The 9584-nt window shown below is 66.2% G+C and carries 7 protein-coding genes and 2 pseudogenes; 3 read left to right on the top strand and 6 right to left on the bottom strand.

Annotation, left to right across the window (positions count from 1 at the left end):
• Positions 1-403 precede the first annotated feature (403 nt).
• From OO52_RS44965 to OO52_RS49180, 3 genes and pseudogenes are all read right to left on the bottom strand, one after another.
• The gene (locus OO52_RS44965) at positions 404-1114 is read right to left on the bottom strand and encodes a nuclear transport factor 2 family protein (RefSeq protein WP_030658801.1); all 711 of its coding nucleotides are present in this window, start codon (positions 1112-1114) and stop codon (positions 404-406) included.
• Between the two features lie 241 nt (positions 1115-1355).
• Positions 1356-2066: pseudogene (locus tag OO52_RS49185) on the bottom strand (FAD-binding oxidoreductase); the annotation flags it as partial.
• A gap of 146 nt (positions 2067-2212) precedes the next feature.
• On the bottom strand, positions 2213-2362 hold the full coding sequence (locus tag OO52_RS49180) for a hypothetical protein (protein ID WP_234340017.1): 150 nt from the start codon (positions 2360-2362) through the stop codon (positions 2213-2215).
• Between the two features lie 101 nt (positions 2363-2463).
• Here OO52_RS49180 and OO52_RS49175 point away from each other — a divergent pair.
• Positions 2464-3275, top strand: a protein-coding gene (locus tag OO52_RS49175) for an IS5 family transposase (protein ID WP_199820073.1) whose coding sequence is annotated in 2 segments (ribosomal slippage) — positions 2464-2811 and positions 2814-3275 — 810 coding nt in all. Because the reading frame shifts where the segments join, the coding sequence is not laid out codon by codon here.
• 83 nt (positions 3276-3358) lie between these two features.
• On the opposite strand, the gene OO52_RS49170 is transcribed toward OO52_RS49175, so the two are convergent.
• Both OO52_RS49170 and OO52_RS54460 read right to left on the bottom strand, forming a co-directional pair.
• On the bottom strand, positions 3359-4123 hold the full coding sequence (locus OO52_RS49170) for an SOS response-associated peptidase (RefSeq protein WP_078877598.1): 765 nt from the start codon (positions 4121-4123) through the stop codon (positions 3359-3361).
• Positions 4124-4415: 292 nt separating this feature from the next.
• The gene (locus OO52_RS54460) at positions 4416-4718 is read right to left on the bottom strand and encodes a hypothetical protein (RefSeq protein WP_037631112.1); all 303 of its coding nucleotides are present in this window, start codon (positions 4716-4718) and stop codon (positions 4416-4418) included.
• A 1664-nt stretch (positions 4719-6382) separates the two neighbouring features.
• On the opposite strand from OO52_RS54460, the gene OO52_RS51315 reads away from it, so the two are divergent.
• Positions 6383-7438 carry a hypothetical protein gene (locus OO52_RS51315; RefSeq protein ID WP_158712680.1) on the top strand — a complete coding sequence of 352 codons (1056 nt, stop codon included), beginning with the start codon at positions 6383-6385 and terminating at the stop codon, positions 7436-7438.
• Between the two features lie 321 nt (positions 7439-7759).
• Here OO52_RS51315 and OO52_RS44935 read toward each other — a convergent pair whose 3' ends face one another.
• Positions 7760-8944 (bottom strand): IS4 family transposase, encoded by a 1185-nt coding sequence (locus tag OO52_RS44935; protein ID WP_234340016.1) that lies wholly within the window; start codon positions 8942-8944, stop codon positions 7760-7762.
• Positions 8945-9174: 230 nt separating this feature from the next.
• Here OO52_RS44935 and OO52_RS44930 point away from each other — a divergent pair.
• Positions 9175-9486, top strand: a pseudogene (locus tag OO52_RS44930) (IS110 family transposase); the annotation flags it as partial.
• Positions 9487-9584: the final 98 nt, after the last annotated feature.

Here is a 9584-nt window from a genome sequence, read left to right as displayed (position 1 = left end):
ACCCGCTGCCCTCGCCACCCTCCAAGCCCGTGTCATCGCCCTCAGCAGGGACCCCAACGACAAGATCAAGAAGACGTGTTAATGATCTGCAAGCCCTTACCGAGTAGGAGAGCCACCTGCCGCGCTGGGAGAGCCAGGCCAGGAACTCGTGGGTGCCGCCCACGGAACTCAAGCCACGGTACGCATGGGGGGCGACGTTTGTGACCGGGGTGCTCCTAGGCACTGGGCGGATGGGGGCTAGTCCGAGGCTAGCCCCGCCTCGATCTCTCCGACAAACCCGAATCCTATGGGCCAACAGCCCTCAGAAACAGAGGAGTCATTTATCGACAGCCCCCTGGGTCGCGGCCGTACTCGGGGGGCCGGAGACCGCACTCTCCGAGAAGAAGGGTACGCGGCACATTCGTCAGGCGATTGCTGAGAAATCAATGTCAGTGAAGACAGCAATGTTGTCGATCAGTTGGCCCTGGAAATGGAGATACTCCCACCCTGCAACGTAAGTTCCGTCCTCAGAATGCGTCTCCCAACGGTACAGCAGATGGTCGAAGGTGGCGAAGTACTGTCCGATTCGACTGTCGGCGAGTACTGGAGTTTTGGGGATGTGAGCATTTAGTTCCGCGTGGCCCTGGGCAGGTGCAGCTGGGTCGACGAAGGTGATGCCATCTGCGTAAATCCCTTTCATCAATTCCAACCGCTCATCGGAGTCGTCCCTGACCCACCAGACGTCCAGGTGCTTGCCGAGAAGCACCCTCCCCTCGTCTCTGGTGTCATGCTCAAGGAAGGTGTAAAGCTCAGCGATAAGTCCGCCGAGGGTGAAGTGAGCGATGACCTTTCCGGACCGCACGCCAGGCTGGTCATCAGTGCCGGTATAAGTCTGCGACCACTCGGCCGTCAAACTGTCGCCGCCCTCGGATATCACGGCCCAAGTAATAGCGGAGCTTGTCCAGCCGGACATCAGGTCCTGATGGTATTCGACTAGCGCTTTCATGCCCAGGACGCGCTCCCCGCCGTATTGGAACAACGCCTTCTCGGTGAAAACGTCCTTGAACCTCTGTGGCGAGGCAGGACCGTCGTTGAAGTTGAACAGATCAAAATAACTCTGAATCCGCTTGGACATTATTTCCTCCATGACGCACTTGAGGGGCGGTGATAGGACTACCGTATTGCCTCTGATGAATGGGATTAAAGATCGGCCCCCAAAGGGTAACTCCTCGCAATGAGAAACACTCTATATCCTTGACGAGTCAAAAAACAAGACCACGAGTCCATCAACCCGCCAGGCGAGTTGGAGTGGTTGGAGAGTGAGAGCATGATGCCCGGTAGGCCGGTTGTCGATCAAAAGCAGACGCTGCTGAGGGCTTCAGGTGGGCCCGGGGGTCGCGGTCGAGGACCACGCCAGGGGCGAGCACGCCCTGCGGGTCGAGCGCCTGCTTGATCCGCCGCATCACTTCGGTGGCCCGGAGGCCCCACTCGGCCTCGAGGAACGGAGCCATGTTCCGGCCGGTGGCGTGCTCCGCCTTCAAGGAGCCGTCGAACCGGTCGACCACCATGGCGCAGAACTCCTCCATGAACGCCGCGTACCGCTCGACGTCCTCGGGACGAGCGGCGTCGAAGACAAGGAGGAAGTGCAGGTTGCCGTGGGCGGCATGGCCAGCCACGGCGGCGTCGTAGCCGTAACGCCGCTGCATCTCCAGCAGGGACTCGCACACCTCGGCCAGGTGGGAGGGCGGGACCGCGAAGTCCTAGGTGATCAAAGTCGTACCCGTGGGCCGGGCCTTGCCGACGGCCGTCATGAACGCTTCGCGGGCGTGCCAGTACATGTGCACGACGCCCGGGTCGGTGACGAAGGTGTTCGTCACCGACGGCACCGGGGTCACCAGCTCCAGCCCCTCCATCACCTCCGCGGCTGCCCGCTGGTGGGTAAGGTGGTCTTCCTCCGTCGTGGCACGGAACTCGACGAGCAGCGCGGTGTTCTCCTGCGGGATGTCGCACCAGTCGCCGGGAACGCAGTCGACCTCGGCGCAGGCGCGCAGCGTGTTGCCGTCCATCAGCTCGACGGCGCGCGCTCCCCGAACTCGCCTCGCCCCGGGCGAACCTCCCGGCCGCTTGGGGGTCAACCCGCCCCCGTGTGGATACCGCAGGCCCCGGTGATACGGCAGTCAACAGCCACGTCAGCCCCTACGACACCACCAGTTCAAGCTCAGTAAGGGTGCCGTTACGGCAGGTTGCGACGCATCAGGTCGGCGTAGGTCTCGCGGCGCACCACGGCGCGGTGCGCACCGTCGTGGACGAAAACCACCGGAGGGCGGCGCGCGCCGTTGTAGTTGTTGCTCAGCGCGTAGGTGTAGGCGCCGGTGACCGGCACGGCGATCAGGTCGCCGACGCGCGGGTCCTCCAGCGGGACGCCGGCGCTTAGTTAGCTAAGAAGTCATTTCAGTTGGCGTGATCTTGCGGCAGTCTGGGGCGATGACTGCTGTGCTTGTCGAGCGGATGGTGCCGGAAGACCTGTGGCAGTTGTTCCAGCGGGTGGTGCCGCCGGCGCCGGTCCGCCCGCAGGGCGGAGGGCATCGCCGGCGAGGGGATCGCGAGGTGCTGGCCGCGATCATCTTCGTGGCTACCTCGGGATGCACCTGGAACCAGCTGCCACCGGGGTTCGGTCTGTCGGGAGTGACCGCCTTCCGCCGGTTCACCGAGTGGACCGAGGCCAGGGTGTGGGCCAAGCTCCACCGCCTGGTCCTGGACGAACTCGGTTCCCGGGGCGGGCTGGACTGGTCGCGGTGCGCGATCGACTCCGTCAGCGTCCGGGCCCTCAAAGGGGGCAGCTGACGGGACCGAATCCGACCGACCGCGGCAAGAAGGGATCGAAAATCCACCTCATCGTCGACCGCCGCGGACTGCCGCTGTCGATCGGCATCTCCGCCGCGAACCTCCACGACAGCCAGGCCCTCATCCCGCTCGTCCGGGGCATCCCGCCCATTCGCTCACGCCGCGGTCCCCGACGCCGACGGCCCGGCAAGCTGCACGGAGACAAGGGGTACGACTACCAGCACCTGCGGCGCTGGCTGTCTTCCCGTGGCATCCGGCACCGCCTCGCCCGCAAGGGCGTCGAGTCGTCTCAACGACTGGGTCGGCACCGCTGGGTCGTGGAACGGACCGTGTCCTGGCTCTCCGGCTGCCGACGCCTCCACCGCCGCTACGAGCGGAAGCCAGAGCACTTCCTCGCCTTCACCGCTATCGCCGCGACCCTCATATGCCACCGACGGCTCCAACTGAAATGACGTCTAAACACCCCACGCCTCCGGGGGGTCTTGGGGGCGGCAACCGCCATCGTGGTTGCTGCCCCCAAGACCCCCCGTCGCATTCACCCGCCCAACCCCCCCCACCCGGGCCGCGACCTGCAGCAGGCACAGCCGGCTCCGCCTCCGGGTGCCACGCGCTCGACACGCGGATGGCGCCCGGACAGTTGAGGGTTCACGGGGCGCTGGCTGGGTTGTGCGCCCCGAGAGCTGCCCCGATGAGATGCAGCACGGGTGTGCCGTCGTGCGGGGAGACGGGCGCGGGGACGATGATCACTGTCCTGCACGGCGCGTTGTACGTGCTGGCACATCAGGGGCGAAGGCACGTTGACCAGGTCCATCATGGAGTAGTAGGTGGAGGGGAGCACGATGGCGTCGAGGTACTCGTACAGCCCGGCCAGCGCCATCACCTGGCCGTCCTCCGGGTGGATGAAGAACGGCTGCTTGCGCACCTTGCCGGTGGCCGGGTCCTTACCCGGCTGCCATTCGTAGAAGCCGTCCGCCGGGAGCAGGCAGCGCCGTTTGAGGAACGCGCGGCGGTAGGCCGGTTTCTCGTGGACGGTCTCCACTCGGGCGTTGATCATCCGTGCGCCGGTCTTCGGGTCCTTCGCCCAGGACAGCACCAGGCCCCAGCGCAGCGCCCGCAGCTCCCTCACCGGCGTCGCGGCACCGCCCTCGTCGCGCGGGGCGCGTTCCAGGACGGCCCACACCTCGTCGGTCGGCGCGATGTTCCAGCTCGGCGTGAGCGCCTCCGTCATGGGCCACTGGGCGGCCTGGAACAGCTGCGCCAGGTCCTGCGGGCTCCGGGTGGCAACGTATCGACCGCACATACGACCACTCTCTCACCGCCGCGTCGGCCGTTCGGCGAGGCGCCGGGCGGTCGAGTCCCCGTTGGGTCCAACAGCCCAACGGGCGCGCGTCGTGCTGCTGGTGTTATCGACTCCAGGGACCAGGAGGAATTCCCCGTGCAGTCCTCGTTGACCGGGCACCCGGGCAGCGTTTTCGCCGCCCGCTGGATACCGTCGTTCCTGCCTCGGGTGTGTCAGGACCGCGAGGTTGGGGGCGGCCCCTTCTTGCGTGCGCCCTGGTACGGGGCCGCCCCGCCGGGTGCGCGCCGGCCGGTTACTGGCTGGGGTGGACGGCCTGGACGCCGGTGCCCGCATATGCCTTCGGCGTCAGGGTGAGCAGAAACCGGCCGCTCGGATGGGCGGGGGAGGGGCGGGCGGCGTGGATGGCGTGGACGGTGGCCCAGGAGTGCCCGAAGCGCAGCAGTTCGGTGGCGGTGACCGGGACTCGGGGAACCTTGACCGGGGTCGGCGGGCGTACGTGGGGGAAAACCGCTCCGACACCCTGGGCAATGACAGCGGTCGGTTCGTCGACGGGATGTCCTGGGGTCACCACCGCGACCACTGCGGCGACGCCCATGTGGGTGGCGGGGCCAGCCGAGCGTGGTAGCCGCTCCCTATCCGGATGTGTGCGTCGGCGCCCGGCGGGTGCCGCGATCAGACTCGGGGACTGGCCGCGACACCCTTATCGGAGGGCCTCACAACGCACACAGCGGGTGCCCCTCGCCAGCGCACGCACACGGAGCCGAACGGGTGGCCTGATCGCCTGGGCCCGCCCCGGAGCTTGGGCCCGCTCCGTCTGCCTGCGCGGGCGGGGTGCGGTGGCGCGGACACGTGCGGGCTGCCGGTGACGTATCACACGATGCGAGCCATCGTCCGTGCGGCGGTCGCCGCCGCAATCACGCTCCTGGCCTCACAGCCCGTGAAGGAACGATCGGCCGGGGGCCGCTTGTGAGCGGTGGTGCCTGGCTCGTTCCCCGCATCGCAGCAGGCCCGACCCCTGCTCTGTTCGGGCGGTTCCTTACCGGGTGGTTGCGCTCCGTGCGCGCATCCACGCGTGCGGGCCCGGCTGTCCCGCCCGAGGAGTGCGCGTGTGCTTGCCGGCGGTTCAGCGGATTGCCAGTTCGCTGGGCAGGCGCGCGGTCTTGATGAAGGTGGTCAGCGCATTTCCCCCACGGGACGGTCCTGGCGAACCCTTCGGCGAGATGGGTGCCGGGCCTCACGGACCGGGGGAGGTGGCTGTCGTGGCTGAAGCCGAGCATGCGGGCCTGTGCCCGCCATAGGCGGGCGTCGGGGCTGACTCCGACGGCGGCGTGGTGGGCGGCGAGCAGGTGGGCGGCGAGGGGGTCCTCGCCGCCGGCGGCGAACCGCCACCAGTACAGGGCGCTTTCATACCGGTCGAGTGTGTAGAGCAGGCAGGGGAAGGTGCGCGCGCCTCTGGGGTCGTAGCCGGCGGCGAAGTCGGCCAGGGAGTCGATGTCGTTGAAGCGCAGCACGAGTTCGCACAGCCGCCGCACGTGATCGGCCACAGCGGTGGGGCTGGCGGCCGGGTCCGGGCGGAGGATCGGGGTGGGTCGCCGGCGTAGGCCGCGGCGGGTGCGTGGCCTGGTTGCTGCCGGGCGGCTGGGCACGGGTGCCATCGCGGGCGGCGGCGCAATCGTGCTGTGATCAGCATCCCAAGGAACACAACGTGCTCGCTTCGGTCGACCCGATGGTAGAACCGAGAATGACCTTCATAACGCCGGGCGTCGCCGCTGTCGGCATCAAGGCCACGGGCAGCGTGGCCAGCGCCCTGATCGGACGGTACCGGCCCACAGGCGTGTCCCCGACTGTCCAGGGTGGTCGGAGGCGGTGCGCCGCACACGGTCGGGTCCCGGCCGGGAGGGGTGAGGGCGAGGAGGCCAGGGTTTCGGGGCGGCCGGCTGCTTGCAAGCGCTGTGGACGGCTGGCGTAAAAATGCGGCCAACCACTGTCAGGCATGCTGTATAGTTGACGGAGCAAGCTTTTGCTGTCGACTACGGCCATCTCTGATGGCCCGTGGGCGGCCGAATCTGATGCGAGGCGGGCCGGTAATCCGCGCTGCACACATCTCGGGATTTGACTTGCGAAGCACCGACTGACAGCGGGTAAGCGCTCCTGCGTCATCGGAGCATCCAACTGTCACGCAACCCGCCTCCATCGATTATCCACCATGTGGCACTCAGGCCAGTGAAGCCTGAGTAAAAATGAGGGGCGTGTGTTGTGTTGAAAAAATGGAAGATCAGGTCGATGCTGGGTGCGGTTGCCGTCACAACTGCACTCTCCGTCACTGCTCTGACAGGCGCTACCGCCTTTGCGGCTGAGCCTGGGGAGTGGAACGATTGGCAGGCCGAATACGCCGGAAATCAGCAAGTCACCTCGCGCGTCGGCGTTTCGGAGTCGCGCGACCCCAACGGCAACCATGCTATTGTTTCAGCCAATGGCAACAACCAAGTACAGGTGTCCTACAACGGTGCTGCGGCGTACACCTGGACCAACACCACGACGTACGCAACTCCGCGAATTATCTGGACCGCGTATGGATGGCGAGTATTCCACACCGGCACGGATCAGCACATCTATTATGCAGGCTTCACCATCTCCTACGACGGGCACCTCACTCTAGGAAGCTGGCAGCAGGTCCCAGGAAATGTCACTACGAGCGAGTACTCGCCCGCTGCGGTGACCAACCTCACCACAAACAACGGTGAGGAGTGGATGCTCTCGTGGCGGGGCCTAGACAACAACATCTACACCCAGTACCACCAGCGCACCACCTCCATGGCATTCCCGGGACATTTCGACACACCGCAGCGAGTCCCCAATGCCACCTCAAACCTTGGCCCAGGTATCACCTTCACCCCACTCGACACCTATTGGGCTCACAATGGCTGCATCTATATTGTGTGGACCGGCACGAATGGTCAGGTGTATAGCTCCTGGCAAGCATACGGCAGCCCTACTTGGAGTGCGCCAAGCCTCGTTGGCCTCAACCACTCTCCTGGATTCGTGAGTCCGCCAGCAATCGGGATTGAGCCCAACGGGCAGGGCCAGGTTGCTGTCAGAGATGCTAACGGTCACGTACAGATCTCCCCCGTCGACGTAGAAGCGGACTTCGTGCCAGGCATGGGTTCGTTCAATTGGCGTCAGGAAAGCACTTACTGGGTGACCAATGCAGACCCGTGGATCTCGGTCGCTGGATACGCCCTGTATCTCATCCTCTCTGCCACCAACGGTTACCCGTGGAATCCGGTCTACTATAAGCAGTCGGGCACTTACTGAAAATCCCGGCTACGAAACCAGGACGCTCGAGTTCAGACAACGGGAGTCAATCAAAGTTCGCTGCCCCCCGTTATGTTTTCCGCGGTCCTGCAAGAGGGCCGCTGGCCTCCGGTCCCGGCATGACTGGTCCCCCCTGTCGAACGGATGACAATGCCGTTGCTTTAGTGGTCGTGCCATCGGTGGTTCAGGGTGACGACGACCGGGGAACGGCGGTGGCTGGCGGGTTCTCCGGGGGCCTTGCTGCCGTAGCCGGTGATGCACGAGCGGATCTTGCGGGGGCAGTCACGGGGCCGACGGCGGGGTAACAGGCTGCGGCCGATCTCAGCGAGTCCGAGGCGCCGGTCCCGTCTGCGGGCGGAGGGGGGAAAAGCCGCTCGGCGAGATCACCGTGCGGCGGACGACGTGCAGAGCCCGGGTGAACGAGGTCCGCTCTGCCGTACTGCGGTGCAGTCGGGCGGCTTCGTCCAGCAGATCGCGAGTGGCATGGTGCACGATCAGGTGCGCATAGATCTCCTGCCGCACCCCGTCCGGCGTCTGCGATCTGAGGACCGGTCGGCCGCGCTGGTGGGTCTTGATCTCGTCGAAGACCAGCTCGATCTCCCAGCACCGGGCGTAGAGCGCGGCAAGCTCGGCGGCCGGGTACTTTTCAGGATCGGTCAGGCTGGTGATCAGCCGGACGATGTCCGGCTGGCCGTCGACGCGGTACTCGATGACCCGGACCAGGGCCGGTGGGGCCTTGACCGTTCCGGCCGCCTTGCTGTGCTTGTTCGCTTCAATCCGGGCCAGGTAACTGCCGTCGGTCAGCACGTCCTGGACCCGGCGGGCCTTGCGCCGCTCGATCCTCCACAGCAGGTGAGTGCCCTGGTCGCGCAGTCGGTGCCAGCGGGCCAGGCCCCACAGTCCACGGTCGGCCAGTAACAGCGTCCCGCTTCCGACGTGGGCGTCCAGGGCGTCGGAGACGATCCGCTCGGACTCCTTGAACCCGCCGATCACGGCGTCGAGCACGGCGTGGGAGGAACACTCGGCCACCGCGACCACGCGGGCCTGCGGATACCCCATCGGACTGCGCTGTGATCCCGACTTGCCGAAGGCGTTGTTGTTCGCCGCCGAGTCCGGCACGGCCAGTAGCGTCCCGTCCAGGGCCAGCACCCGCAGCCCGCGGAAGAGATCGTCTTCCCTGCCCAGTGGCCGGGCCACGGCCCGGAACAGCTCCTGCATCACGGTCCATCCCAGCCGTTGCCGGGCCCTGGTCAACGAGGATTTGTTCACTCCGGTCCAGGGGCGCAGTCCCGGATCGCCGGTCTTCACCAGACGCAGGACCTCCAAGTAGTCGGCCTGCGGGAACAAGCACATGGCCAGCACGAAGTAGACCGTGAACCGAGCGGACAGCAGACGCCGGCGCTTCTCCGAGCGGCCGGCCTCATCGACCACCCGGTCCACCAGCTCTGGCGGGCACGACCGGGTCAGCACTCCCAGACCCAGACGGTCCAGACGGGATATCAGCACACCGACTCAACCGGCCGACAACCTCAAAAGCAACGGCATTGGATCGGATGACCTGGGGGGTGGTGTCACCGGGCCCGAGAGGCGCCGTTGGAGACGCTGATGAAAGGTCCGACTACCGCCCGGCCGAGCGCAACGCCCGGCCTGTCGCAGGCGGCAGGTCTGCATAACGTGGATGCGCGCACGACGCCAACGCCCAGGCCAGCACCGCACGCCCCGTTCGGGAGGACGGCTTGAACGAGTACGACGAGATAGGCGTCTTCCTGGGCCTGGACGTCGGGAAGAGCGCTCACCACGGACACGGACTCACCCCGGCCGGCAAGAAGGTCTTCGACAAGCAACTGCCCAACACCGAACCGAAACTGAGGCAAGTCTTTGACAAGCTCCGCGAGAAGTTCGGCACCGTCCTGGTCGTCGTGGACCAGCCGGCCTCGATCGGCGCTCTGCCGCTAACGGTGGCCCGCGACACCGGCTGCCAGGTCGCCTACCTGCCCGGCCTGTCGATGCGGCGGATCGCTGACCTCTATCCGGGCGAGGCGAAGACGGGGCTTGACCCCGGATCCTGGACACCCGAGAGACTTGGATCTTGAGTCCAGGAGAACGGATGTCCCGTGGTCATGAAGCACTATCCGCCGGAGTTCAA

The sequence above is a fragment of the Streptomyces flaveolus genome (assembly GCF_000716535.1).
Classification (GTDB): Bacteria; Actinomycetota; Actinomycetes; order Streptomycetales; family Streptomycetaceae; genus Streptomyces; species Streptomyces flaveolus_A.
The sequence above is the reverse complement of the archived record's forward strand: the minus strand, read 5'-3'. Positions and strand labels throughout refer to the sequence as shown.

Coding starts and splice junctions, on each gene's coding strand:
- OO52_RS44965 (WP_030658801.1), bottom strand. CDS start 1,114: ATGTCCAAGCGGATTCAGAGTTATTTTGATCTGTTCAACTTCAACGAC.
- OO52_RS49170 (WP_078877598.1), bottom strand. CDS start 4,123: ATGTGCGGTCGATACGTTGCCACCCGGAGCCCGCAGGACCTGGCGCAG.
- OO52_RS54460 (WP_037631112.1), bottom strand. CDS start 4,718: ATGGGCGTCGCCGCAGTGGTCGCGGTGGTGACCCCAGGACATCCCGTC.